Source organism: Clostridium sp. AF50-3, from assembly GCF_003477445.1.
In the GTDB taxonomy this organism is placed as follows: domain Bacteria; phylum Bacillota; class Clostridia; order Lachnospirales; family Lachnospiraceae; genus Otoolea; species Otoolea fessa.
The window spans coordinates 38983-62315 of sequence record NZ_QUDH01000014.1 but is presented as its reverse complement, the minus strand read 5'-3'; the positions used below and the strand labels follow the sequence as shown (position 1 = coordinate 62315).

General features: G+C 39.5%; 27 protein-coding genes, 1 tRNA gene and 5 pseudogenes. 30 read left to right on the top strand and 3 right to left on the bottom strand.

Annotated elements, in window-relative coordinates; all coding sequences use genetic code 11:
• Positions 1-33: 33 nt before the first annotated feature.
• From DW085_RS14310 to DW085_RS14210, 20 genes and pseudogenes are all read left to right on the top strand, one after another.
• Complete coding sequence (locus DW085_RS14310) at positions 34-1209, top strand: ParB/RepB/Spo0J family partition protein (protein WP_118493305.1); 1176 nt, start codon at positions 34-36, stop codon at positions 1207-1209.
• Between the two features lie 51 nt (positions 1210-1260).
• A complete protein-coding gene (locus tag DW085_RS14305; RefSeq protein ID WP_107000950.1) occupies positions 1261-1764 on the top strand; it encodes a DUF4446 family protein in 504 nt (167 codons plus the stop codon).
• A gap of 136 nt (positions 1765-1900) precedes the next feature.
• The gene (locus DW085_RS14300; protein WP_347475109.1) at positions 1901-2716 is read left to right on the top strand and encodes a DUF3881 family protein; all 816 of its coding nucleotides are present in this window, start codon (positions 1901-1903) and stop codon (positions 2714-2716) included.
• Between the two features lie 381 nt (positions 2717-3097).
• Positions 3098-3169 (top strand) — tRNA-Arg (locus DW085_RS14295).
• 314 nt (positions 3170-3483) lie between these two features.
• Positions 3484-4098 (top strand): ParB/RepB/Spo0J family partition protein, encoded by a 615-nt coding sequence (locus DW085_RS14290; RefSeq protein WP_242995809.1) that lies wholly within the window; start codon positions 3484-3486, stop codon positions 4096-4098.
• Positions 4016-4351, top strand: a pseudogene (locus DW085_RS14285) (AAA family ATPase); the annotation flags it as partial. The gene DW085_RS14290 and the pseudogene DW085_RS14285, both read left to right, overlap by 83 nt.
• Positions 4345-4647 (top strand): annotated as a pseudogene (locus DW085_RS14280) (NifB/NifX family molybdenum-iron cluster-binding protein); the annotation flags it as partial. The pseudogenes DW085_RS14285 and DW085_RS14280, both read left to right, overlap by 7 nt.
• 264 nt (positions 4648-4911) lie before the next feature.
• Positions 4912-5121 carry a DUF6219 family protein gene (locus DW085_RS14275; RefSeq protein ID WP_015516636.1) on the top strand — a complete coding sequence of 70 codons (210 nt, stop codon included), beginning with the start codon at positions 4912-4914 and terminating at the stop codon, positions 5119-5121.
• Positions 5122-5124: 3 nt separating this feature from the next.
• Positions 5125-5580 (top strand): thioredoxin-dependent thiol peroxidase, encoded by a 456-nt coding sequence (bcp, locus tag DW085_RS14270; RefSeq protein WP_107000940.1) that lies wholly within the window; start codon positions 5125-5127, stop codon positions 5578-5580.
• Positions 5580-6329: a peroxide stress protein YaaA gene (gene yaaA / locus DW085_RS14265; protein WP_118493303.1), complete on the top strand. Its 750-nt coding sequence runs from the start codon at positions 5580-5582 to the stop codon at positions 6327-6329. The genes bcp and yaaA overlap by 1 nt, the downstream gene beginning before the upstream one ends.
• A 127-nt stretch (positions 6330-6456) precedes the next feature.
• Positions 6457-6864, top strand: a complete 408-nt coding sequence (locus DW085_RS14260; RefSeq protein WP_107000938.1) for a transcriptional repressor — start codon at positions 6457-6459, stop codon at positions 6862-6864.
• Positions 6857-8038, top strand: coding sequence for a rubrerythrin (gene rbr, locus DW085_RS20220; protein WP_107000937.1), 1182 nt, complete (start codon positions 6857-6859; stop codon positions 8036-8038). Before DW085_RS14260 ends, rbr begins: the two co-directional genes overlap by 8 nt.
• A complete protein-coding gene (locus DW085_RS14250; protein WP_347475107.1) occupies positions 8022-8336 on the top strand; it encodes a hypothetical protein in 315 nt (104 codons plus the stop codon). The genes rbr and DW085_RS14250 overlap by 17 nt, the downstream gene beginning before the upstream one ends.
• Before the next feature lie 44 nt (positions 8337-8380).
• Entirely contained in the window at positions 8381-8755 is a 375-nt protein-coding gene (locus DW085_RS14245) for a desulfoferrodoxin family protein (RefSeq protein ID WP_107000936.1), read from the top strand.
• A 90-nt stretch (positions 8756-8845) separates the two neighbouring features.
• The gene (locus tag DW085_RS14240) at positions 8846-9004 is read left to right on the top strand and encodes a rubredoxin (protein ID WP_107000935.1); all 159 of its coding nucleotides are present in this window, start codon (positions 8846-8848) and stop codon (positions 9002-9004) included.
• A gap of 573 nt (positions 9005-9577) precedes the next feature.
• A pseudogene (locus DW085_RS14230) lies at positions 9578-9850 on the top strand (antirestriction protein ArdA); the annotation flags it as partial.
• 115 nt (positions 9851-9965) lie between these two features.
• Positions 9966-11399: a phospholipase D family protein gene (locus DW085_RS14225; protein WP_118493301.1), complete on the top strand. Its 1434-nt coding sequence runs from the start codon at positions 9966-9968 to the stop codon at positions 11397-11399.
• Between the two features lie 18 nt (positions 11400-11417).
• Entirely contained in the window at positions 11418-12089 is a 672-nt protein-coding gene (locus DW085_RS14220) for a response regulator transcription factor (RefSeq protein ID WP_107000933.1), read from the top strand.
• Entirely contained in the window at positions 12089-13132 is a 1044-nt protein-coding gene (locus tag DW085_RS14215; protein ID WP_118493299.1) for a HAMP domain-containing sensor histidine kinase, read from the top strand. Before DW085_RS14220 ends, DW085_RS14215 begins: the two co-directional genes overlap by 1 nt.
• Before the next feature lie 31 nt (positions 13133-13163).
• Positions 13164-14252 carry an FUSC family protein gene (locus tag DW085_RS14210; RefSeq protein WP_118493297.1) on the top strand — a complete coding sequence of 363 codons (1089 nt, stop codon included), beginning with the start codon at positions 13164-13166 and terminating at the stop codon, positions 14250-14252.
• A 272-nt stretch (positions 14253-14524) separates the two neighbouring features.
• Here DW085_RS14210 and DW085_RS14205 read toward each other — a convergent pair whose 3' ends face one another.
• The 3 genes from DW085_RS14205 to DW085_RS14200 all read right to left on the bottom strand — a co-directional run bounded on the left by DW085_RS14205 (position 14525) and on the right by DW085_RS14200 (position 16289).
• Entirely contained in the window at positions 14525-15514 is a 990-nt protein-coding gene (locus DW085_RS14205; protein ID WP_118493295.1) for a hypothetical protein, read from the bottom strand.
• 68 nt (positions 15515-15582) lie between these two features.
• Positions 15583-15810 carry a hypothetical protein gene (locus DW085_RS18905; protein WP_147353959.1) on the bottom strand — a complete coding sequence of 76 codons (228 nt, stop codon included), beginning with the start codon at positions 15808-15810 and terminating at the stop codon, positions 15583-15585.
• A 179-nt stretch (positions 15811-15989) separates the two neighbouring features.
• Positions 15990-16289: a restriction endonuclease gene (locus DW085_RS14200; RefSeq protein WP_118493293.1), complete on the bottom strand. Its 300-nt coding sequence runs from the start codon at positions 16287-16289 to the stop codon at positions 15990-15992.
• A gap of 374 nt (positions 16290-16663) precedes the next feature.
• On the opposite strand from DW085_RS14200, the gene DW085_RS14195 reads away from it, so the two are divergent.
• The 10 genes and pseudogenes from DW085_RS14195 to DW085_RS14150 all read left to right on the top strand — a co-directional run bounded on the left by DW085_RS14195 (position 16664) and on the right by DW085_RS14150 (position 23126).
• Positions 16664-17104 (top strand): CHC2 zinc finger domain-containing protein, encoded by a 441-nt coding sequence (locus tag DW085_RS14195; RefSeq protein WP_118493291.1) that lies wholly within the window; start codon positions 16664-16666, stop codon positions 17102-17104.
• On the top strand, positions 17061-17456 hold the full coding sequence (locus DW085_RS19930; RefSeq protein WP_243034040.1) for a hypothetical protein: 396 nt from the start codon (positions 17061-17063) through the stop codon (positions 17454-17456). The genes DW085_RS14195 and DW085_RS19930 overlap by 44 nt, the downstream gene beginning before the upstream one ends.
• A 175-nt stretch (positions 17457-17631) precedes the next feature.
• The gene (locus tag DW085_RS14185) at positions 17632-18678 is read left to right on the top strand and encodes a Fic family protein (RefSeq protein WP_347475106.1); all 1047 of its coding nucleotides are present in this window, start codon (positions 17632-17634) and stop codon (positions 18676-18678) included.
• 169 nt (positions 18679-18847) lie between these two features.
• Positions 18848-19159: pseudogene (locus DW085_RS14180) on the top strand (toprim domain-containing protein); the annotation flags it as partial.
• Positions 19146-19415, top strand: coding sequence for a relaxase/mobilization nuclease domain-containing protein (locus DW085_RS14175; RefSeq protein ID WP_147353958.1), 270 nt, complete (start codon positions 19146-19148; stop codon positions 19413-19415). The pseudogene DW085_RS14180 and the gene DW085_RS14175, both read left to right, overlap by 14 nt.
• Positions 19416-19466: 51 nt before the next feature.
• Positions 19467-19724 carry a hypothetical protein gene (locus DW085_RS14170; RefSeq protein WP_118493285.1) on the top strand — a complete coding sequence of 86 codons (258 nt, stop codon included), beginning with the start codon at positions 19467-19469 and terminating at the stop codon, positions 19722-19724.
• 379 nt (positions 19725-20103) lie between these two features.
• A complete protein-coding gene (locus DW085_RS14165; RefSeq protein ID WP_118493284.1) occupies positions 20104-20820 on the top strand; it encodes a DUF2971 domain-containing protein in 717 nt (238 codons plus the stop codon).
• A complete protein-coding gene (locus DW085_RS19415) occupies positions 20817-21020 on the top strand; it encodes a hypothetical protein (protein ID WP_118493282.1) in 204 nt (67 codons plus the stop codon). Before DW085_RS14165 ends, DW085_RS19415 begins: the two co-directional genes overlap by 4 nt.
• Before the next feature lie 334 nt (positions 21021-21354).
• Positions 21355-21573, top strand: a pseudogene (locus DW085_RS14155) (transposase); the annotation flags it as partial.
• A gap of 320 nt (positions 21574-21893) precedes the next feature.
• Positions 21894-23126, top strand: coding sequence for an ATP-binding protein (locus DW085_RS14150; RefSeq protein ID WP_118493280.1), 1233 nt, complete (start codon positions 21894-21896; stop codon positions 23124-23126).
• Positions 23127-23333: the final 207 nt, after the last annotated feature.

The window sequence follows — 23333 nt, the reverse complement described above, 5'->3', positions numbered from 1 at the left end:
GGGGGCGTCGGGAGGTTCGTGAGGAGGAAGGAAATGTCAAAGAGAACGGGGCTTGGCAGAGGACTGGGAGCTTTTTTTGGAAATGATTACGAGGATGCAGAAGCGGGAAAAAGCAGCGCAAAGCCATCGGATGAAGCCGGAAAAAAGACTTCCGTTCGTGAGACGGAACAGGAGATAGAGAAAAAGAGCCTGGAAGAGCTGGATATGGTGCTTCCGGGATCTAAAAAACAGAAAAAATCGGCGTCTGCCGGAAAGACAGCTGCGAAAACAGTGGGAAAAGGCAGCCGTGTGGGAGTTGCAAAGGCATCCGGAAAGACGACGACAGAAGGAAAAACCCGCACAGCCGGGGAGACGGCGGTAAAATCGAAGACACAGACGGCAAAAGCGGAGCCGGTCGTAAAGATCGTTGAGGTGGAAAAAGAGAAATTTCTAAATATTTCGGAGATTGAGCCAAATGTCAGCCAGCCGCGTAAGATGTTTGATGAAGAACAGCTCGGAGAGCTGGCAGAATCCATCCGCCGTTACGGCGTGCTGCAGCCGCTTCTGGTTCAGAAAAAGGGCGATCGTTATGAGCTGATTGCCGGAGAGCGCCGGTGGAGAGCTGCCAAACTGGCAGGATTTCGGGAAGTTCCGGTGATCGTGCGCGAGTATACGAGACAGCAGACGATGGAGATCGCCCTGATCGAGAATGTACAGCGTGCAGATTTAAATCCGATTGAGGAGGCGAAAGCCTACCAGATGCTGATTCAGGAGTTTGGGCTGCGTCAGGAGGACGTGGCAGAGCGCGTAGCGAAGAACCGTGCGACGATCACGAACAGCATGCGTCTTTTGAAACTGGATGAGAGAGTGCAGGAGATGCTGATTCAGGACCGGCTTACCGGAGGTCATGCAAGAGCGCTTCTTTCGCTGGAAGATGGTGAAAAACAGTACCAGTTGGCACTTAAAACAGTAGAAAATCATTTGAGCGTCCGCGAGGTCGAGCGTCTGGTGAAAGAGCTTTTGAAGCCGAAAAAGGCGAAAAAGAAAGCAGAGCCGGAACGCGATATGGAGGTCTTTTTCAAGGATGTGGAAGAGAAGCTGAAAGGAGTTATGGGAACGAAGGTTTCGATCAACCGCAAGGATAAGAATAAAGGCAGAATCGAGATCGAATACTATTCATCAGCGGAACTGGAACGTCTGATTGAGCTTTTGGAGTCATTAAGACAGTAATCACACAAAATTCGTCCCAGGGGACGGATGATGGGAAATGAGGAATGAAAGATGGAGAGCAGTATTTTTAGCGGGATTGGCATCGATCCGGGGGTTATCGTGATCGTTCTGGCGATCCTGACACTCATATCATTTATTGCGTCCGTCATCTGTTTTTCGCAGTATAGGAAGTTGTATCGCAGATATGATATGTTTATGCGGGGAAAAGATGCGGAGACGCTCGAAGACACGATCATGGAACTGGTGGATGAGACCGAGTATCTGCGGGCAAAGGACGGAGATACAAAACGCCTGGTGGATTCGGTTGTCTCCAAGGCGCAGGCTGGATACCAGAAAACCGGTATTGTCAAGTACAATGCGTTTAAGGGCATGGGCGGCAATCTGAGTTTTGTCATTGCCATGCTGGATGATAACAACACGGGATTTGTGCTGAATTCTGTTCACAGCCGTGAAGGCTGTTACCTGTATCTGAAGGATGTCGTAGAGGGCAAGACCGAGGTGCTTTTAGGAAGTGAAGAGAAGGAAGCACTGGAGCGTGCGCTTGGGTATAAGTAAGGAAAATAAAGGATAGAAATGAGGCGGCTGTATGTGTTGGCAGCAGCTGCGGATTGTAGTTAGAAGGAGTCAATATGCATCGTTTTTTGCGAGCTGCCGGATTTAGTATGTATCAGAAGAAGAAGGACATCCGTGCCTGCTTCGCTGTCTGGCGAGAGAGGCGGGAACCTCCAGCTGTCTTCAGCTTGACAGGGAGACCGAATTATATGAGATCAAGACAGAAGTTGCGCCGGGGATCGGCGTGGCGATGTATGGGGAGCTGAATGAGCAGGATGAGATGGAGATAGAGTATTATTATCCCTATATCCTGAACGAGGAGGTAACCTCGCGGGCAGAATGTTCCATTCAGCGTCATACGGAGAAGGAAACCTATGCGGGGCTTCTGGATGAGTATAAGGTAGGGCTTTCGCTGATCTTTTATCTCTTGAATCCGATCGAATACAGGGAGTGTTACCGGAAAGAGCGCGAGCGCTTACAGGTGACTTCGGTCAGCCTGGCAGGATTTGCCAATCGGGGCAAGGTGCTTCTTCCGATCAAAAAGACGGCGCTGCAGATTGAAAAAGCCAAAGTGGCGGCGAAAAACCGGGATGAACTTTTGGAAGCGGCAAAAAATGGCGACGAGGATGCGATGGAGTCCTTAACAATCGAGGATCTGGATCTCTATTCGATGGCATCGCGCCGGGCGACGAGAGAGGATATTTATTCGATCGTCGATACAACTTTTATGCCAAGCGGGATCGAGTGCGATCAGTATTCGATTTTAGGCGAGATCAAAGAGGTTGTATGTAAGAAAAACAGGTTTACCGGCGAGGAAATCTATGATCTCAAGGTGGAATGCAACGAGCTGTATTTCCGCGTAGGTATCAATAAGATGGACCTGCTTGGAGAACCGCTTCCGGGACGTCGGTTTAAAGGAAAAATATGGATGATGGGAACGGCTCATTTTGCGTAAAGGTCTATAAAAAATCGTCGGTTCCCAAAGTGCTACCCGTGAACAGTTACACAGAAATTACATCCGGAGCGGGTAGGAAGAGAAAATAGTTGCGGAACACATGAAAATGAATTATAATAAAATGCAGTATGAAAATACGATATATGTTCACGTAACATATAAATCTCTGTAGCTCAGTAGGATAGAGTGTTCGCCTCCTAAGGTAGAACCATGGCGGAACCTTTTTGAAGAAAAAGGGTAGCGTTTGAGGATCACTTAAGGAAGCGAAATCTGAAAAATCAGAAGAGATAAGAAAGAGATAATTCATCACGAAAGTGATTGAGTTCATAAAGTTGGTCGCCGTGACCGAAAAGGCTGAAAAAGCCCGAAAATACGGCATTTGTTCCCATAGTTAAATGGATATAACAAGCGCCTCCTAAGCACTAGTTGAGGGTTCGATTCCCCCTGGGAACGTGCATTTTTTGCAGCAATGATCGTAAAAGCTCATTGCTGCTTTTTCTTTTTTCCGGTGCTCATGAGCACCGAGAGAACACTTAAACGCAGATATCGAGCACCGAAATTTCTTAACGGGCACCAATGCAATAATTCAATCCTGGCACCGAACGGAGATAACTACAGCGTAGGATAAGGATTGGGGTGTCAATGAATGTAAATATGGTTTTCTTGCCTGAACAAAACAGGCCTGACGGATCTATCCGCTCAGATTAGATTAAGAATCTATTCTGGGCGGATTTTTTCGTTACAGATATTTTAGAGGAGGATAGCTTATGGATAAAAAAACGGATGTAAGAGATCCGGATGAAAAAGTTGTTGAGATTGAAATGGAACGGTTAAGAGCATTTTCAAATCATCCATTTAAAGTGATCGGAGACAGTCAGATGATTGAGCTGCAGGACAGCATAAAAAAGTATGGTGTACTGAATCCATTGATTGTTCGTCCAAAGATTGAAGGCTACTACGAAATTATTTCTGGCCACAGAAGAAAATATGCGGCTGAGAAGCTGGGATATAAGAAAATTCCGGTAATCATTTGTATGTTGCAGGATGATGAAGCAGTAGTGATCATGGTCGATTCCAATTTGCAGAGAGAGCAAATTACACCAAGTGAAAAGGCCTATGCCTATAAGATGAAATATGATGCCATCAAAAAAAAGGCAGGCAGAAAGAATTGTAGTCAAGTTGACCACAATACAGGAAAGAGGAGTATTGACGTAATCGGAGAACTTTGTGGTGACAGTGCGAAGCAGGTGCATAGCAGTATCAAATCAAAAAGGTGGAGTTGGAAAGACGGTATCGTGCGTGAATTTAGGAATCGGATTGGCACAGGAAGGGAAAAAGGTTCTTCTGATAGATGCAGATCCGCAGGGCAGTCTCACAATTAGTTTAGGGTATGAGGAACCGGATGAAATGGAGTATTCTCTTGCAACGCTGATGCTAAATATTGTGAATGATGAAAAACTGAACATGGAAAAAACAATCCTTCATCATAAGGAAGGTGTGGATCTGATACCGGCCAATATAGAATTATCAGCGATTGAGGTATCTTTGGTAAACGCAATGAGCAGGGAACTGATTATGAGGTCACTTATTGAGAGATTAAGGGAATTTTATGATTTTATCATTATAGATTGTATTCAGAAGTAGTAGATACGAATGGAAGCGGACATGGTGCATTGGCAGGAGTTCTTAATGCATTAAATGCTGATGTTTTGATCTGCGGCGGAATAGGAGGAGGTGCCCAGACTGCGTTAGCGGCAGCAGGCATTAAGCTTTTTGGCGGAGTTTCAGGAGATGCAGATAAAGCAGTAGAAGCTTTTATCAATGATACACTTGATTATAATCCAGATGTTAAGTGTTCTCACCATGAGCACAGCCACGGAGAGGGACATACATGTGGTGAACATGGATGTGGAAACCATAGCTGTCATTAAGAAGAATAGAAAAAAATACAATACGAAAGGATGCGTCAAGGTAATGGGAGAATTATCGTGATACATCCTTTTGTATTATTTGATAAGATGGCAGATTACATTTTCAATAAGGCGGTTAAAAACTGTGAATGCTACATCGATCTCTACATGGATTGAGTATTTTTCTTTTCTTACTTGTAGAAAGTGATGAATGGAAGGTATAATATTGTTAATGATCCAGAGATATTTATTTTGGAAACAGCTTAATCAATTTGGAGGTATAAAATGAAAGCACATAAATATTGGTCAATCGGAGCAATAGTTACAATGGTTGGAACTTTTTATACAGGATATAAAGGGTTAAAAGCAGCACACAAATACTTTGCATTTGGCTCTCTGATATGCATGATTATGGCAGTCTATTCTGGTCATAAAATGATTTCAGGTAATAAAAGAACAAGAAAACAGGTGGAAAATACAAAAGCGGAGGAATAGTAAATGTTAGAGATAGGAACAAAAGCACCGGATTTTGAATTGCCGGCTCAGAACGGAGAAGTGCATAAATTAAGTGATTATTTAGGTAAAAAAATAATTTTATATTTTTATCCAAAGGATAATACACCAGGATGTACGAAGCAGGCATGTGGCTTTTCTGAGCGTTATCCACAATTCACCGAGAAAGGTGCGGTGATCCTTGGAGTCAGTAAGGATTCTGTAGCCTCTCACAAGAAATTTGAGGAAAAATATGGATTGGCATTTACACTTTTGGCAGATCCGGAGCGTAAGGTGATCGAAGCATATGATGTCTGGAAAGAAAAGAAAAACTATGGCAAGGTTTCTATGGGTGTGGTAAGAACCACATATCTTATTGACGAGCAGGGAATCATTAGAAAGGCAAATGATAAAGTCAAGGCGGCAGATGATCCTGAAAATATGCTTAAGGAATTAAATTGATGAAGATTATATTGTCACCTGCAAAAAAGATGATTGTAGATACAGATAACATAGCACCGGTTGAACTGCCTACCTTTATTGATAAGACAGCAGAGATATTAAGCTGGATGAAAAGCAAATCAAAAGAGGAACTGAAAGCTATCTGGAAATGTAATGACAAGATTGCAGAGCAGAACGTTAACAGATTGGAAAATATGGATCTTTATAACAGACTTACTCCGGCTGTTTTAGCATATGAAGGAATTGCATTTCAATATATGGCACCAGCTGTGTTTGAAATCCAGCAGTTTGAGTATCTGCAAAATCATTTAAGAATCTTGTCTGCGTTTTATGGCATTTTAAAACCACTGGATGGTGTGACTCCTTATCGCCTTGAAATGCAGGCAAAAGCTGAGATTGAAGAAACAACAAATCTATATGATTACTGGGGGGACCGGTTATATCATTCAGTAATTGATGACAGCAGGATTATCATTAATCTTGCATCAAAAGAATACTCGAAATGTATAGAAAAGTATCTGACACCACAGGACAGATATATTACGATTGTATTTTGTGAGTTATCCGGAGATAAATTGGTAACAAAAGGTACCTATGCCAAGATGGCTCGTGGTGAAATGGTCAGATTCATAGCGGAAAATAATATTGAAAATCCGGTGGAGATTCAGAAATTTGACAGACTCGGATATTCGTTTAGGTCTGATTTATCTTCAGATTCAGAATATATATTTGAACGCAAAATAAAATAGTTATTCAGGTAAAAGATGCTCAGTTTAGCACCTTTTATAATAATGAGAATCATTACTATTTTTATTGACAACAGGATGATAGCGGTATATAATTCTTATTAAGAACTAATCCTAATAAGGAGGACGGATGACAAGTAGGAGAAATACCATTCAAAAAGATCTCGTAAGAAATACCGTATACGAAATGAGAAGACACGTTACGGCAATTGAAGTGTATGAATTTATAAAAGAAGCATATCCATCAATTGGAAAAGGAACTGTATATAGAAATCTTGATATATTGGTAGAGGAAGGTGCATTAAGAAAGGTTGAAGTTCCGAATGGACCGAACCGATTTGATTTTACATTGAAAAATCATTACCATGTAAGATGTATAAAGTGCGGTGAAATTTTTGATGTGGATATGGATCAAATACCGGATTTGCTGGAAAGAATTCATAACACTCATGGAATTGAATTTGTGGATTACGATATTTCATTTAAAGGCATTTGCCCGAAATGCAGGGAGAAGGTAAAGGAGGAACAGCATGGATAGGAAAGCAATGTATAAGTTGAGTTATGGACTGTTTATATTGACCGCTAAAGAAGCAGAAAAAGATAACGGATGCATCATTAATACAGCCATTCAGGCAGCTTCGGAACCAAACCAGTTAAGTATCTGTGTAAATAAGGCAAATTATACGCATGATATGATTCAAAGAACCGGAAAATTTACTGTATCAGTCTTAAGTCAGAAGGCACAATTTGAATTGTTCAAACATTTTGGCTTCCAATCAGGAAGAGATACCAATAAGTTTGAAGCATTTGAGCAGTGTGCCAGGGGCACGAATGGTATTTATTATATTACAGAAGGTACAAATGCATACATTTCTGTGACAGTTACTAAAACAGAGGACTTAGGTTCACATACGATGTTTATCGGTGAGATAACCGATATGGAAGTTTTAAGCAATGTTCCTTCAGTAACATATGATTATTATCAGAATAACATTAAGCCTAAGCCACAGGAGGTTGGAAAAACAGAGGACAGTCAGACAATATGGCGTTGCAGAATTTGCGGATATGAATATGTAGGCGAGGAATTACCGGATGACTTTATATGTCCTTTGTGCAAGCACCCGGCATCAGATTTTGAAAAAGTAGTAAAGAAAACGGAGGTAAAAGAGATGGCAGAAAATAAATATGTAGGAACACAGACAGAGAAGAATTTACAGGAGGCATTTGCGGGGGAATCACAGGCAAGAAATAAGTATACCTATTTTGCTTCTGTAGCGAAAAAGGAAGGTTACGAGCAGATGTCAGCATTGTTTTTAAAGACTGCAGATAATGAGAAAGAACATGCAAAGATGTGGTTCAAGGAATTAGCAGGAATTGGTGATACAAAGGAAAACCTGGCGGCAGCGGCAGAAGGCGAAAATTATGAGTGGACAGATATGTATGACGGCTTTGCTAAAACAGCTGAGGAAGAAGGATTCCCTGAGCTTGCAGCAAAATTCAGGGCAGTAGGTGAGATTGAGAAGCACCATGAGGAAAGATATCGTGCACTTCTTAAGAATATTGAAACTGCACAGGTATTTGAAAAGAGCGAAGTTAAGGTATGGGAATGCCGTAACTGCGGACATATTGTGGTAGGAACAAAGGCTCCTGAGGTATGTCCGGTATGTAACCATCCACAAAGCTATTTTGAAGTACATGAAGAGAATTATTAAGGAGATAAGATTATTAGCAGTCAAGAACAGTGCTTATGAAATAATAAATAAAAAGCACGCTACATATTATGGAATGGCAATGTCTGTAAAAAGAATCTGTGAAGTAATTATGAGAAATGAAAAATCAATACTTCCGGTATCGCACATAATTCATGGCGTATATGATATTGACGGAGTATCGTTAAGTATGCCAGTTATTGTAGGTGTTGATGGTATTGAGTCTAATATACCTATTAATTTAAGTGGTGAGGAAGCATTAAAGCTTAAGAAATCTGCAGATTCTTTGAAAAGATTATAGAGACGATTGAACTATAAATTATACACATGGAAGGAGATAAAAGCATGGAAGTAAAGTATTATATATGTAAGCATTGTGGAAACATTGTTGAAAAGGTAAAGGATAAAGGTGTTCCTGTAATTTGTTGCGGAGAACCTATGCAGGAATTAAAAGCCGGTGTGACAGATGCGGCTGTTGAGAAGCACGTGCCTGTATATACAGTGGAAGGCAATTATGTTCATGTCGTGGTCGGAGAGACAAAACATCCAATGCTTGAAGAACATTTCATTGAGTGGATTACATTAAATACCAATCAGGGAATATACAGAAAACAGTTAAATCCAGGGCAGGAGCCGATAGCAGATTTTTGTCTTTGCGATGGTGAACAGGTAGAAGAAGTATATGCATATTGTAACCTGCATGGATTATGGAAATGCTAAAAGCATTTATACATATTAAGATTTAAGAACAACACAAATATAACCGTAATATAGGCTGTGTATTAATGTATTTACAAGGAGGAACAACAAATGAAATATGTATGTGATGTTTGCGGATGGGAATACGATGAGGAGAAGGGATATCCAGAAGGTGGTATTGCACCTGGTACAAAGTGGGAGGATATTCCGGAAGATTTTGAATGTCCGTTATGTTTTGTAGGCAAAGACCAGTTTTCAAAGGCTGAATAAAAATGAAAGCAGGACTAATGGATGTATGAAATGAAACCAGAATATTATAATGGAATAAATATGATAGAATTGACATAATATTGGAAAATCTTCGTGATTATACAGTAAAACACTTTACTGATGAAGAGCAGTATATGGAATCTATTAATTATAAGAAGTTATTTACACAGAAAGTTCAACATCTGAAATTTATACACAAACTTGATGAATTTATAGAACATCATAATGATGAGATAGAAGATCAAGATGAACAGATTATGGTTATATGTGTAGAGTCTGCGGATAGAGGATAGGGGAATGTGCAGCATGTTTCCGTATTACTCCCATGTTGTTACCAATTGCTATCCTTTTGCTACCATTCTACCTCTTTTTTTCAGAATTGACCTGTGCTAATATTATCATAGACAAATGAGACATGAGCTACAAACTTACATTTCATTTGTTTCTCTTTTGCAAAAGAATACGGACAAAATATAAAGCGTCTGCTCATTGCCGGAATGGTGATGAGTATGGCGCTTTTTTTGATGCCGAAAACCGGGTGATGACCTGAAAAATGAAACAGGAGGAAATAGCATGGCATATGAATATGGCCACGATTGCCCATTTGAAGCTTACATCACGAATCTCGGAAAATATAACGAAGGGGAGTTGGTAGGCGAATGGGTAAAGTTTCCTACCACATCAGAAGATCTGAAAAAAGTATTTGAACGAATTGGAATCGGTTCAAAAGATGACTTTGGTAATCCTTATGAAGAATGGTTCATAAGTGATTATGACTGTTATGTCGATGGGCTGTATGAAATGCTGGGAGAATACGAAAGTCTGGATGAACTCAATTATCTGGCTTTCTTTAAAAAGAAGCCGGTCATATTTTTTATGAAAAATAAATTTTGTTGAGGTTAAATTGAGATTGACTTTGTATTGTATAAGTATGAAATAAAAAGGAATCAGGTGCTGTACAATGAAAAAGCATAAAATATGTAAAATCCTTCTTGTTATACTGGCAATTTTTTTATGTGTGGCTTTTTATGAATTGCTCGGAATCTGCGTTGCATATAAAGAGCAGCCGGAGGTGTCCAATACAACCAAAAAAGAAACAAAAAATGGGTCATGGAACGAATGCAGTGAAAATACAGAACGGGCAGTAATCATAGAAAAGAATCCAGAAGCGCTTTTACAAAGAGTGCGTTTGATCAAGAATGCAAAAAAGGAAATTATTCTTTCTACTTTTGCATTTCAATCCGATGAAAGTGGAAAATTGATTTTAGGAGCACTGCATGATGCGGCAGACAGAGGTGTACATATTCGTCTGTTAGTAGATGGAATGGAGAGCTGGATTGATATGGAAGGAAATCCGTATTTCTATGGATTATCTTCCCATGAGAATGTTGAAATTAAACTGTATAATAAGGCCAATCCGTTGAAACCGTGGAAAATGATGGGTAGAATGCATGATAAATATTTGATTGCAGATGGAAAGAGATATATTCTTGGGGGAAGAAATACATACAATTATTTCCTGGGTGATTTTCCGGGACATAAGAACTATGACAGAGACGTGTTAGTGGTTTGCGATGAACCTGAGAAAGAAAATTCAGTTAACCAGTTGTCAGAGTATTTTGAAACCATATGGAATCAGGAAGACAGTGGTTATTTTCATAACAATAAAAAACTGGTAAATAGAAAATCTGTAAAGAACGCAGTTTTAGAGCTGCAGAACGGCTATCAGAAATATTTTGAAGAGAATAAGGAAAGAATCTGCGATACCGATTACACGGACGAAACTTTTGAGACAGAAAAGATTGCATTAGTTTCAAATCCTATCCACACAGGTCCCAAGGAACCAGTAGTCTGGTATCAACTGGGAGAACTAATGAAAAATGCAAAAGAGCGCGTGAAAATTCATACACCATATATTATCTGCAATGATATGATGTATAATACATGGAAAGAGATTGCGGAGAGAGTTCCGGATTTTTCTATCATGACCAATTCGGTTGCCAACAATGGAAATCCGTTTGGTTCTGCTGATTATGCGAGAAACAGAAACAGAATTTTAAATACAGGAATTGATATCTGGGAGTATGAAGGCGGCTATTCTTACCACGGAAAAAGCATCCTGATCGATGATGATCTATCCGTAATCGGTTCCTTTAACATGGATATGAGAAGCACGTATCTGGATACGGAACTGATGCTTGTAATACGTAGCAAAGAGATTAATAAACAGTTGGAAGAAGGCATGATGGAATATGAAAGAGTGTCCCGACAGGTATTGGAAGATGGAACCTATCGTGATCCGTATCATGTAGAGCCAATTGAATTGACAAAGAAGCGTCAGAGAAACGTACTTTTGGTACAGCATCTGCTTGGATGGGCAAGATATCTGTTCTGATAAAGGAGGAAGAAGATCGTGTTTCAAATATTAATTGTAGAAGATGATAAAGAATTAAGCCAGCTATTCCAAAAAGTGCTTGAGAAGAATGGATATCAGGTCAAAAGTGCATCGGATGGAGCACTGGCATTAGAAATATTGGATAAAGAGTATATTGATCTGATCATTTCCGATATTATGATGCCGGTTATGGATGGTTATGAACTGGTGTCGAAACTCCGTTCAGCAGGATATCAGATACCGGTACTTATGATCACTGCGAAAGGTTCCTTTGATGATATGCGCCAGGGATTTCTTTCGGGAAGTGACGATTATATGGTAAAACCGGTAAATGTGAATGAAATGGTTTTAAGAGTCGGAGCACTGCTTCGCCGTGCACAGATATTGAATGAACACAAAATTGTGATCGGTTCAACAGAGTTTGATTATGATGCAATGACGGTTACAACTGATAAGGAAAGTCTTGTTTTGCCTAAAAAAGAATTCCTGCTTTTATATAAGCTTGCAGCTTCGCCAGGCAGAACATTTACAAAACAACAGTTGATGGATGAAGTATGGGGATACGAGACGGAGGCAGACCCACATACGATAGAGGTACATATAGGAAGAATCAGGGAGCGTTTGAAAGATAACCCGGATTTTGAAATCGTAACAATGCGTGGAATTGGATACAAGGTGGTGAAAAAATAATGGAACAAAAGAAAGAAAAAGGATTGCGGATCCGATCCTGTCTGACTGGTGCAATCTGGCTGGCACTTGTATTTTCAACAGTCATATCTGCGTTATTATTTGCTTTTTTGAATCATTTTTTTAATCTGCCTGGTAGCATACCTGTGCTTGGCTGGCTTTTGATTTTCAATACATTGATTGCAGGGCTGATCACTTCCTTTATCAATGCAAAGTTACTGGAACCAATTACCAGACTTAGTAAAGCAATGAAGGAAGTTTCGCAGGGAGATTTTGAACAGCACTTGGAAACGAACAGCCGTATCGCAGAAGTTGGAGAATCTTACCAGAGTTTTAATGTGATGACAAAAGAGCTTCGTGCAACAGAAGTACTGCAGATGGATTTTGTCTCCAATGTTTCTCATGAGTTTAAGACCCCGATCAATGCCATTGAAGGATATACAATGCTGCTTCAGGGAGAAGAACTGTCTCCGGATCAAGAGGAATATGTAGAAAAAATCTTATTTAACACCCAAAGACTTTCTGGATTGGTTGGTAATATTTTGCTGTTATCCAAGTTAGAGAATCAGAACATACCAATGAAAAAAACAGAATATCGTTTGGATGAACAGATCCGTCAGGCATTTCTTTCCCTGGAGACAAAATGGACAGAAAAAGAAATTGGTTTCCAGGTAGAGCTGGAGGAAGTTAAATATACTGGGAATGAAGGACTTTTTATGCATATATGGATGAATCTTTTAGATAATGCGATTAAGTTCAGTCCTGCAAAGGGGACAATTACGATGTTTCTGAAGCAGGAAAAGGATTCTGTAATGTTTATTCTGGAAGATGAAGGACCGGGAATAGAGGATGATGTGAAAACCAGAATATTTGACAAGTTCTATCAGGCAGACGGTTCTCACAAAGCAGAAGGAAATGGTCTCGGCCTTGCACTTGTGAAACGGATCGTAGATAGTGCTGGCGGGACGATCAAGGCAGAAAACCGGGAATATGGTGGATGTAGATTTGTTGTAGAGCTTCCAATACAGAAAGATGAGGCCATATAAGTTTAAGAAAAACAGATAGAGGAGGAATTACATGACATTTTATCAGGAATTGCAGTTAAATCAGGCAGGTTCTAAAAATCTGTTGAAAAAGAGTGAAACAGTGAAAGAAAAATTATATCATATGTGGGTATATCTGGTGAAGATAGCTGTTACAATGGCATTTTGTTTTTTATTTGTTACTATTTTCAGTATCTTATTTGGAAATGAGAATAGTATTGTGGGTGTAGTAGTTTTATTATGCCTTATGGTATTTCGGAATGCGGATCTGGGGATCCACACCGGACAATCTACGATGCTTTTGGCTTTGTTCTTTGTAATTATAACCGTATGTCCGCATTTAGCAAACCAGCTTTCACCGGTACTTGGAATGCTGTTAAACATTGCTGCACTGGCAGTGCTGATTCTGTTCGGATGTCATAACCCATTCATGTTTAACCAATCCACATTGGTTCTTGGTTATCTGTTATTGTATGGATATGATGTAACAGGAAAAAGTTATCAGATGCGATTAACCGGAATGGCATTAGGTGCAGCACTTACCTGCTTCGTATTTTATCGAAATCATAAAAACAGAACGTATAAAAGAAATTTGAATGATTTGGTACAGGAATTTGATATATCTTCTTCCAGAACAAAATGGCAGATATGTCAGATTTTATGCGTACCGATTGTCCTTTGCATTGCAGAACTTTGTAATATGCCACGTGCAATGTGGGCTGGTATTGCGGCCATGTCCGCGATTTTGCCGTTTATGGAAGATATGCACTACAGAGTCCGTAAAAGGATTGTCGGAAATATTGCAGGTGTTATATGTTTTACAGTATTATATTTTCTGCTTCCTTCGTCAATCTATGCATATATAGGAATCCTTGGTGGAATCGGTGTAGGACTTTCTGCAAAATATGGCTGGCAGGCAGTATTTAACACATTTGGTGCTTTGGCCATTGCTACAGAGAGTTATGGACTAAAAGGAGCAGTTGGCCTTAGAGTGATTCAGAATGTTTTTGGCGTTGTATTTGCATTAATATTTTGTTCTATGTTTTATTGGCTTATGTCGAAAAAAGGAAACAGTGGTAACCGTGGCTGTAAAATAACGTGGGTTAGAAAGAAAAAAGGTTAATCCGGAGATGGCAGCTTTGGATGATGTATTTGCATAAAGATGATAACTGTAAAACAGAACTACATTGAACCGGTCAGAAGTATATTACGATAAGAGATAATTCACCCACAGACAATGGAATGTAATTGAGTATGGTATTGGAGATGTGTGCGGCCATTTTTATAATTTGCTTGGATGAGCGATAAACCGAAACAAAAAATAAGTCTCTGAAATAGAGGCAAGGAAAAAGCCAAGGTGGATTTTTAAATTTCCACCTCAGCTTTTTGAGATTATCATAGATCAATGTCAAATGAGATTGTCATAGTTTCGGTTTGATCGTTGCATATACCATTGATCTGAAAATTGATTGTTAGCTGCTGACCGGAATAAAGATTTGATATGTCAACTGCTTCAAAATTTTCACCGTCGATCATTTTCCCGGCAGAACTTGAAAGTGCATAAAAATCACCGATAAATGCTTCTGTTTCTTCTTTAGAATTCAGGTGATACTCAGTACAATGGTTTTGGGAATGAGATGCTTGTTTTGTCATCCTTGCCTTTTGACCGTTCAGAACGAAATTATTTCCGGATTGAGATGAAAATTCAAATGTAGCATCTGTGTCATTTTGATTCAGTAAGGAATATTCTACTTCCAAGCTATATCCTTCTGGCTTATATTCTCTGTGAAGTATTATATTATTCACGGTCAGCTGTATGCCATTGACTATAAATGAAGCATCATCAAAATAATAAGTTTCATCCTCTATTAGTCTTGAAGAAATGTCTGAATTGTTTTCTTCACTTGTAGAATCAGATTGAATTTCAAAGGAAGATTCAGAAGTGGATATATTTTCTTCATATTCTGCATCGTCAGCTTTTTCTGTAACATTATCCGAGGCTATTGGTTCGAATTTTTCAACCTTGTTTGAATCAGTCTCATTTTCGGTTACTTCTGATAAAGCATTTTTGAAATCTTGACTTGTAGAGTTGTAGAATACCCCGAATACAATAAGCGATAGAATTATCAAAATAATCCAGAAGATGATATGCAGACTGATACGATCACTTTTTACCAGCGGGATATTCTTTTTAATATGGAATATATCTAATTCTATGATAAGGCCGAACAGCCAAATCAAAAACAATGAGAAGCCACTCGTTCTATACAAGAATAAATCCTTGCCAGAAGCATCTATATCTGGCTTTATCGATAGTGCTGTTATCGAACATAATACCAGTACAATAACTGCAATCCATAAAATAATTTTCTTTCGTTTTTTCATCAGAATCCTCCAATGTCCAGTTAATTCTTTCATATGATTCATTCTATCATAAAATGGTTGGATGTTTATTATCCTTTTGGCATACGATAATCTGCCTCACTGATGGACAACTCAGGATGCTTATTATAATAATCATCGATGATGCCGTTGCGGAAATTACAGAGTGCGATTTCTACTGTACGAAGCGCCTTATATTGTTTATCAGACAGCAGGTTGCGTTTATCATCCATTTTTTGCAGAATAGAATCAAGATCTCCAACAGACAATTTTTTCTTGTTCCAATCGGTTTCTTCCACACCTATAAATATCAATAAATCAGAATTGCGTTTGCATATATTCTGCCAAGTATTTCGATATATGATCCAGAAATCCAGTAAAAATATGGAAAGAGTAATTAGTAACAATTCAACATCAAGTCTATTGGACCACAGAGATGATAATACACACATAACTGCGAAAAACAAAATTGGGAATACTAGAAGGAATGCCAATGTATCATAAACGGTTCTAATTCTTTTGCAGATTTTGTGAAGGTATTGTTAGTCATTACGACTGCTACATCACATCCGTAAAATTTGGAACCGGCATATGCTTCCTGAACTGCTTTGTTACCGACAGCGCCGGAATAGTATTTACATTGGATGCCGTATTTTTTTCCCTTAGTAGCAATAATATCTATGCCCTGATCACCACTGGCTTTTGTGACCTGAACTTTAGTAAATTCATTTCTCTTTAAATACTGTGCACATGCATATTCATATTCGTGCCCGTCCATAATGTTCTCCTGTAAAAAATTTCAATCAAAGCGTTAATTGGCTATTATGCATATTTTAATTTTTTATACGCAAACTGCTGGATGGAGTTCATACTAACCTAAAACTGACCATCCATAACCAAAAACTAACTAAGTACTAACCATAAAAATCTTTTTTTCTGTTTTACGGTGTGATAATATTATCATAGACAAATTAGAGATGAAACACAACAATAATCTCTCATTTGTTTTCTTTTGCAAAAGAATATGGATTCAAAATATAGCGTCAGCTCATTGCCGTACCGGTGATGGGCATGGCGCTTTTTTGTTGCCAAAAACCAGATGACGATCTGAGATGAAAAGAATAGGAGGGAAGGGTATGGGCTAATCCCAGCATGAAGGTGGACAAGCGTTTCCATTGTTTCGCTTGCCAAGCGGACGGAGATGCAGTTGATTTTGTTTCCCGTCTGTTCGGACTGCCCAGCAAAGCCGCCGCTATGAAGCTGGCTGACGATTTCAGTATCAGCTACGACAACAGGCAGAAGCACAGAATCAAGCCCCATATCCGAGAGCCTACCCAGGAACAGAGATACAGCCAGGAAGAAAGCAGGTGCTACAAGGTGCTGTCCGATTACTTCCATCATCTCAGGACATGGAAGCAGCAATACGCACCAAAGCAGCCGGAGGACGAATGGCATCCTCTGTTCGTGGAAGCCCTGCAACGAGAAAGCCATATCGAATATCTGCTGGATGTTCTTTTGTATGGCACAGCTGAGGAAAAGAGGGCTCTGGTTGCTCAAGCTGATGGACGAGGAGGAAGTTGCAGAGTTCACTAAGCCGGTTGAAGAAACAAAGCCAGAAGTGGTTGAAACGGTTCCTGAAATTATAGAACCGGCACCGGAGGAAAAGCCGAAATCCACGAATATGCTCCCAGCGATTCTTACTCTGATTGTGCTACCTGTGGTGGTGGATTCTTCGTATTTAAGAAAGTCCAGGAAAAGAAGAAGGCACAGGAAGCGGCAAAGCCTGATCCGGATGCTGATTATGTGGACGATGACGAGGACTGTGGGTACGATCCGGAGTTTGAGGACGATGATGCAGATGGCTCCATCGATGAAGATGATAATGAACCTGTGTAAACAGGATAGGCTTGATTCCTGGGGCAGCCTTCGGGTTGCTTTTACATAGGAATTATTGATGCAAAAACCGTTCTGGAGAGGAAAAGAGTTAAAGGTTGCAAAAAACTTTTCTAAAATGAGTATATTCCCTGTGGGTGTGGGGAGTCTATCTCCATCATACCTATGAAATCTCCATCATTTGATGCTAAAATGATGGAGATAAATCTGAAATGAAGGAGATTCCTATGAGAGATTTTGATTATATTGTAAGTCCTGCGAAGTTGCTGATACCTGAAATTGTTCAGATGGTTAGCAGCATCCACGAACATAAAGGCAAACAGGAATTATTTCTCGAAGCCAATGTAGATGAACTGAAAACACTCTTAGAAGTTGCTTTGATTCAGAGTACAGGAGCATCCAATCGAATCGAAGGTATTTTTACAAGCGATAAGCGTTTGGAAGAATTGGTAAGCCAAAAAGCAGAACCCCGCAACCGATCTGAACAGGAAATTGCCGGTTATCGTGAAGTGCTTTCTACAATCCACGAAGGCTATGAATATATCACTCCAAGACCGAACATTATTTTGCAGTTACATCGAGATCTGTACTCCTATTCACAGGGGACTGCCGGTGGAAGTTATAAGAACTCCGATAATGTAATTGCAGAAACAGATGCCGAGGGTCATCAGAAAGCACGTTTTATTCCGGTCCCTGCATTTCAGACTGCTGAAGCGATGGAAGAACTTTGCACTCGCTTCCTTGAAGCGTGGGAAGCTGACCGCATTGATAAACTGATCCTAATTCCCATGTTCATTCTGGATTTTCTGTGTATTCATCCCTTCAATGACGGAAATGGTAGAATGAGTCGGTTGCTCACTTTACTGCTTTTTTATAAGGCTGGATACATCGTTGGGAAATATGTCAGTATGGAAATGCTGATTGAAAAGACAAAAGAAACATATTATGAAGCTCTTCAAGCAAGTTCTACTGGCTGGCATGAGGGCGAAAACAGCTATGAGCCTTTTGTTAAGTATTATCTGGGTATCATGCTGAAAGCATATAATGAATTTGAAAGTCGTGTAGAGCATTTGAAGCATCGCAGTCTTTCTAAGCCTGATAGAATTAAAGCAGTTATTGATAACAAGGTTGGCAAGATAACAAAGAAAGAGATCATGGAGCTTTGTCCTGATATAAGCAGAGTTACCGTGGAAAGGACTTTGACGGATCTGGTTAAGAGTGGGTATGTCGCAAAAGTTGGTGCAGGTCCATCTACCGGCTATGTCCGTATTTAAGCAAATATCTCCATCATTTTTCCATGGGATGATGGAGATATTTTTATGATGATGGAGATTTCGGAATAGAAAACTGTGTCAGGTTGCAAAAATCTTTTCTAAATGGATACATAGCAGTCATGCATGTTCTTGTGTGTGGCTGCTAATTTTGAGAAAGGAGCAGATGCAAATGAAATTGGTGTTGGCGGAGAAACCATCGATTGCCCAAAGCATTGCAAAGGTGCTTGGTGAAAATAAACGTGAAGATGGTTTTCTCATAGGAAATGGCTATATTGTCAGCTGGTGTGTTGGTCATCTGGTGGAACTGGCACAGCCGGAACGCTACGATGAACGATATGCCAAATGGAAGTGTACAGATTTGCCTATTTTTCCTTCTGACTGGAAGTATGAGGGATCTTCCGGTACGAAAAAGCAGTTCGGTATTCTGAAAAAACTTATGGCAAGGGACGATGTGGAGAGCCTTGTTTGTGCGACAGATGCGTGACGGAATCAGAGAAGATATCTTGAATTGTCTGCAAAAACATCCAGCAGATTTCAACAACCTTCTGGAAATGATGAATGACAAGGGATATGAAATCAAGCGCGGAAAGCATACAGCAATCCGTGGAAAAGAGCAGAAACGGTTCATCCGGTTCCGGTCTCTGGGAGAAGAATTCTCAGAAGGAAATTTGAAAAAAGTGATTGCCGGAGAGATGGCACCACCGACGAAAAATGAAAAACCCAATATGCCGGAGTAGGCAAAAACAGCGAAAAGAAAATTTGATCTGGTTGTGGATATTTAGGAAAAGATGGCGGCAAACAAGGTAATCAAAACCCGCATTATCAATTATTCCAAGACCAGGGATACCTATATCGCTTACCGAAAATCCGGCTACAGCAAGAAATTTTATGAAGCCCGTCGTGATGAAATCACACTTCATAAAGCAGCAAAGGAATCATTTTCAAAACTACCAGCTGGAAAGATTCCGAAGGTAAAAGATCTGAATGAAGAATTTGTCAGGCTGTTATACGAGAAAAAGAGCGCTTACAGCGAGTACAAAAAATAAAAAAAGAGATGCGGGATTATCAGATTGCAAAGCAAAACGTGGAATCGTTCTATGCGGCACAGCAGAGATGGAACCAGGAAGAGGATCTGAAAAAGAAACGACAACAGCAGCGATAATCACAGGGGTAGTTAGCAAAGCCAAAGAATTGCGACTACCCCTCTTTTTTTATTTCCGGAAATCTGGAATGAATCAGCACACACAAAGTGTGGGCGCAGCTTGGCATCGAAGATGACATTTTTAGGTGATTGGGGATGTGCCTCCAACGAGCAAAGACGCCCTGTGTGCTCACAAGGGCACTGCTTGCTAACTTGCGCAGCAACAACGATTAGGATACAATAAAAAAATAGCAAACTTTATATTAATATAAGGGGGTATTTTTATGAGAGAAAAATTTTCATATAATGAATTTTTAGATTTAATTGAAAAAAGTGAATGGCAGGCAGATAAGTATAAGAATAAATTTATTCCAAATCATCTTTACAAGTATCAACCTATAGGTTCAGGAATGATGAGAACAAAGAGAATTCAAACAATTAAGAAAGAAGAGATTTGGGCATCTAGGGTAAAATATTTGAATGATCCATTTGAATTTAAGATGTTATATGCGAGTCAAGAAAATGATGAAATAAGAGAATTTTACGAAGATGTATTGGATCGAAATGAAATTATATGTTTAAGTGGAAAATGGGATGATAAACTGATGTGGGCTCATTATGCTGAGTCTCATGCAGGAATGTGTGTAGAGTACACATTACAGGGAAATAGGAAGGAACAAGTGATTCCTGTTGCGTATGTAGCAAATAGACAATCTTACGATGATGAAATAAAAACATGGCTTGAGAATAAGGGGCAGGCATTAGAACAGATGGTGGAGCAAAAAGGAATGAATGGTATACAAAGAAGACAGATGCATTCATGTGGAAAAATTATGTATACAAAAGATAGCGTATGGAAATATGAAAAAGAGTATAGGATAGTAACCAGAAATCATAAAGATATTGAAAATGATATGCTTGATTCGTATAAAAATCAAAAGGGAAGCCTGCACAAAACGAAAGAGTTTGGCCTTAGCTATCTAAGATATATTTGGGAATGAATTGCACAGAAGAAAACAGAAATAAAATCATAGAGACAATAAAGGTAATTAACGATAATAGGGTAAGAAAAGCAACTGGTCGTAGTAAAATAGATAAAACTATAATGTACAAAGAATTGAAAGATATGGAAATGATTGCCACCGTGTGGCAGATATATCCAGACGAAAAATTAAAATTAAGATATAAGAAAATATGTTGATTTAATCTTTAGTGAAAAGATAAAGAATAAGCCGAGTATGCCTTACACTGCAGACGCAAGAAGTAAATCTGGTAAATTAAAGGTCACGAAGGAATCATTCAGAAGCACTTTGGAATTAATCTGTCAGAATATGAGATTTACTTACGCATGCAAATAATGGAGGTTGGAATAAATGTTTACTGAAGAATTCAGAAAATTATTAGATGAATATATTAGTCTGAACTATGTGGAAAATGCGGAAAGAATAGCTGAGTATGTTCTGGATGCAGATGAAACAAAGGACGCAGGAAAGACCTTCTCCAAGAAAGAGAGTTTTACTCTTGATCAGGTGATGGAAGAGGTAGGAGAATCATTTCATGATATTGAATCCTTAAATTCCACCTATCGGAGGCTAAATCGCCAAAGAAGCGTATTTCCGAGCGATACAGCATTGCTGAAAGCCTTGTATTTAGCGACATTTGAAGCAACGAAACGCTGGACCAGTACAATTCGAAATTGGGGGCAGGTTTATGGGGAGTTGAGTATTATGTATGAGAATAGGCTTCCGGAATAATCACCCTTCCAGCTAATCAGCCCCAAAATCGTGCCAAAAATCCAGCTAATCAAAAAAGGCAGATGTTTTGAGTGCCATGCTGTTATAGCGGATAAAATTGAATATCGTTATGTACATGCGGAGTTTGAGAACGATGATGCAGATAGCTCCGTCGATGAAGATGATAATGAACCTGTGTAAACAGGATAGGCTTGATGCCTGGGGCAGCATTTACATAATTTCCACTTTCAAAAAATAAAAAATTTTATGTTTTTGAAAGCGACATCTTGCATATACTATTAGCAGACAGTATAATAAGTACAGTGAATCGGTTTCGAGAAATGAAAAAATTTCAATTTTTGAAAGCGGGTGACGATATGAAAACAATCACGAGAGCAAAATATCTCAATAGAATCATTGAACTGAATGACACTCCTGACATCAAGATCATCACGGGCATTCGTCGATCCGGTAAGTCCAAGCTGATGCAGGCGTATATTGAGTATCTGAAAAGCCATTTTGAAAACATCAATATTATCTTCATTGACTTCATGGATTTGGCGTATGAGGAAATCAAGGAATATCATGCCTTACACGCCTATGTGGAAGAACATTATCAGGAAGGTAAAACGAACTACCTGTTTGTAGACGAGGTGCAGATGTGCCCCAAGTTTGAGTTGGCAATCAATAGCCTGTACTCTAAGGGAAAATACGACATCTATGTAACAGGCTCCAATGCGTTCCTGTTGAGTGCGGATCTGGCAACGCTGTTTACCGGACGCTATATTGAAATTCATGTGTTTCCTTTCAGCTTCCAGGAATATTGCCAATATTATGATGATGTTAGTGATAAAGATAAGCTCTTTGATGATTACGCTATCAAGGGCGGTTTAGCAGGTTCTTACGCTTACAGAACCGAAAAAGACAGAACAAACTATATCAAAGAGGTCTACGAAACGATTGTTACAAGGGATTTGGTGCAGAAATATGCGCTCCCGGACACTTTGGTTTTACAGCGTCTGAGCGAGTTCCTTATGGATAATATCAGCAACCTGACTTCTCCTAATAAGGTCAGTCAGCTGCTGACAGCAAATGAGACTCCGACCAATCATGTAACCGTCGGCAAGTACATTAAGTATTTGTGCAATGCTTTTGTATTTTATGATATTAAGAGATACGACATCCGAGGCAAGAAATACCTTGAAAGCTCTGAAAAGTTCTATTTGTGTGACAGCGGTATTCGATATGCAATACTGGGAAGCAGAAATATGGATTACGGCAGAGTATATGAAAACATCGTTTGCATCGAACTTCTTCGCCGTGGATACGATGTCTATGTCGGCAAGCTCTATCAAAAGGAGATCGACTTTGTTGCTCAGAGAGGCAGCGAGAAGATTTATATTCAGGTCAGTGACAACATTTCCGGGCAGGAAACATTTGAGAGAGAATGCTCTCCTCTGCTTCAGATCCGAGATGCTTATCCGAAAATGATTATTGCCAGAACCAAACATCCAAAATATAGTTATGAAGGAATCGAAATCCATGATATAGCCGATTGGTTGCTACAAGAATAAGCAGGGCGAAATATCTCCGTCATTCTCTTTTGAAATGATGGAGATATTTTTATTATGGCGGAGATTACAGAAAATTGTATTAGGCTGCAAAAATCCTTCCGGAACTTTTAAATCAGATGACAAATAGCACCACGGATGATGCTATTCTTGATGCTGATGGCGCTAATCATGGCGCTGATAATATGGAAGGCAGCTTCGTTATCTATC

Excerpts from the sequence above, each read along its gene's own strand:
- DW085_RS14290 (WP_242995809.1), top strand. The coding sequence starts at position 3,484 with ATGGATAAAAAAACGGATGTAAGAGATCCGGATGAAAAAGTTGTTGAG.
- rbr (WP_107000937.1), top strand. The coding sequence starts at position 6,857 with ATGGATAGGAAAGCAATGTATAAGTTGAGTTATGGACTGTTTATATTG.
- DW085_RS14210 (WP_118493297.1), top strand. The coding sequence starts at position 13,164 with ATGACATTTTATCAGGAATTGCAGTTAAATCAGGCAGGTTCTAAAAAT.
- DW085_RS14245 (WP_107000936.1), top strand. The coding sequence starts at position 8,381 with ATGGAAGTAAAGTATTATATATGTAAGCATTGTGGAAACATTGTTGAA.
- DW085_RS14310 (WP_118493305.1), top strand. The coding sequence starts at position 34 with ATGTCAAAGAGAACGGGGCTTGGCAGAGGACTGGGAGCTTTTTTTGGA.
- DW085_RS14195 (WP_118493291.1), top strand. The coding sequence starts at position 16,664 with ATGAAGGTGGACAAGCGTTTCCATTGTTTCGCTTGCCAAGCGGACGGA.
- DW085_RS14275 (WP_015516636.1), top strand. The coding sequence starts at position 4,912 with ATGAAAGCACATAAATATTGGTCAATCGGAGCAATAGTTACAATGGTT.
- DW085_RS14185 (WP_347475106.1), top strand. The coding sequence starts at position 17,632 with ATGAGAGATTTTGATTATATTGTAAGTCCTGCGAAGTTGCTGATACCT.
- bcp (WP_107000940.1), top strand. The coding sequence starts at position 5,125 with ATGTTAGAGATAGGAACAAAAGCACCGGATTTTGAATTGCCGGCTCAG.
- DW085_RS14205 (WP_118493295.1), bottom strand. The coding sequence starts at position 15,514 with ATGAAAAAACGAAAGAAAATTATTTTATGGATTGCAGTTATTGTACTG.
- DW085_RS14225 (WP_118493301.1), top strand. The coding sequence starts at position 9,966 with ATGAAAAAGCATAAAATATGTAAAATCCTTCTTGTTATACTGGCAATT.
- DW085_RS14170 (WP_118493285.1), top strand. The coding sequence starts at position 19,467 with ATGGCGGCAAACAAGGTAATCAAAACCCGCATTATCAATTATTCCAAG.
- DW085_RS14250 (WP_347475107.1), top strand. The coding sequence starts at position 8,022 with ATGAAGAGAATTATTAAGGAGATAAGATTATTAGCAGTCAAGAACAGT.
- DW085_RS14305 (WP_107000950.1), top strand. The coding sequence starts at position 1,261 with ATGGAGAGCAGTATTTTTAGCGGGATTGGCATCGATCCGGGGGTTATC.
- DW085_RS14165 (WP_118493284.1), top strand. The coding sequence starts at position 20,104 with ATGAGAGAAAAATTTTCATATAATGAATTTTTAGATTTAATTGAAAAA.
- DW085_RS14150 (WP_118493280.1), top strand. The coding sequence starts at position 21,894 with ATGAAAAAATTTCAATTTTTGAAAGCGGGTGACGATATGAAAACAATC.
- DW085_RS14215 (WP_118493299.1), top strand. The coding sequence starts at position 12,089 with ATGGAACAAAAGAAAGAAAAAGGATTGCGGATCCGATCCTGTCTGACT.
- DW085_RS14260 (WP_107000938.1), top strand. The coding sequence starts at position 6,457 with ATGACAAGTAGGAGAAATACCATTCAAAAAGATCTCGTAAGAAATACC.
- DW085_RS14240 (WP_107000935.1), top strand. The coding sequence starts at position 8,846 with ATGAAATATGTATGTGATGTTTGCGGATGGGAATACGATGAGGAGAAG.
- DW085_RS14200 (WP_118493293.1), bottom strand. The coding sequence starts at position 16,289 with ATGGACGGGCACGAATATGAATATGCATGTGCACAGTATTTAAAGAGA.
- yaaA (WP_118493303.1), top strand. The coding sequence starts at position 5,580 with ATGAAGATTATATTGTCACCTGCAAAAAAGATGATTGTAGATACAGAT.
- DW085_RS19415 (WP_118493282.1), top strand. The coding sequence starts at position 20,817 with ATGAATTGCACAGAAGAAAACAGAAATAAAATCATAGAGACAATAAAG.